Source organism: Oleiphilus sp. HI0086 (genome assembly GCF_001635225.1).
Map to the genome: position 1 here is coordinate 1 of NZ_LWFZ01001497.1, position 370 is coordinate 370.

The window sequence follows — 370 nt, forward strand, 5'->3', positions numbered from 1 at the left end:
TGGCACTTATTGGAAGTTCTTCAGCGCGATACACTTATTTCATCAAATCAAAACACAGAGGAAACACGCCATGAAAGCACTATTCAACAAAATCAGCACAACGACTGCGTGCCTAGACACGCTACCTATCCGAATTGGCGCGGGCATCACATTCGCCGCACACGGCAGTCAGAAACTATTTGGCTGGTTTGGTGGCTATGGATTGGATGGAACGGCGGGTTGGATGGAGTCGATTGGATTATCGCCCGGTATCTTGATGGCAGGGCTTGCAGGGAGTGCCGAATTCTTCGCCGGTTTATTGCTGATAGTTGGCTTTTTGGTTCGTCCAGCGGCCTTGGTACTGGCAATCACTATGATTGTGGCGATTGTC

At 49.7% G+C, this 370-nt stretch carries 1 protein-coding gene; it reads left to right on the forward strand.

The features are described from left to right. Nucleotides 1-70: 70 nt before the first annotated feature. The coding region (locus A3756_RS25360; protein ID WP_068555002.1) for a DoxX family protein at nucleotides 71-370 on the forward strand (300 nt) is incomplete at its 3' end.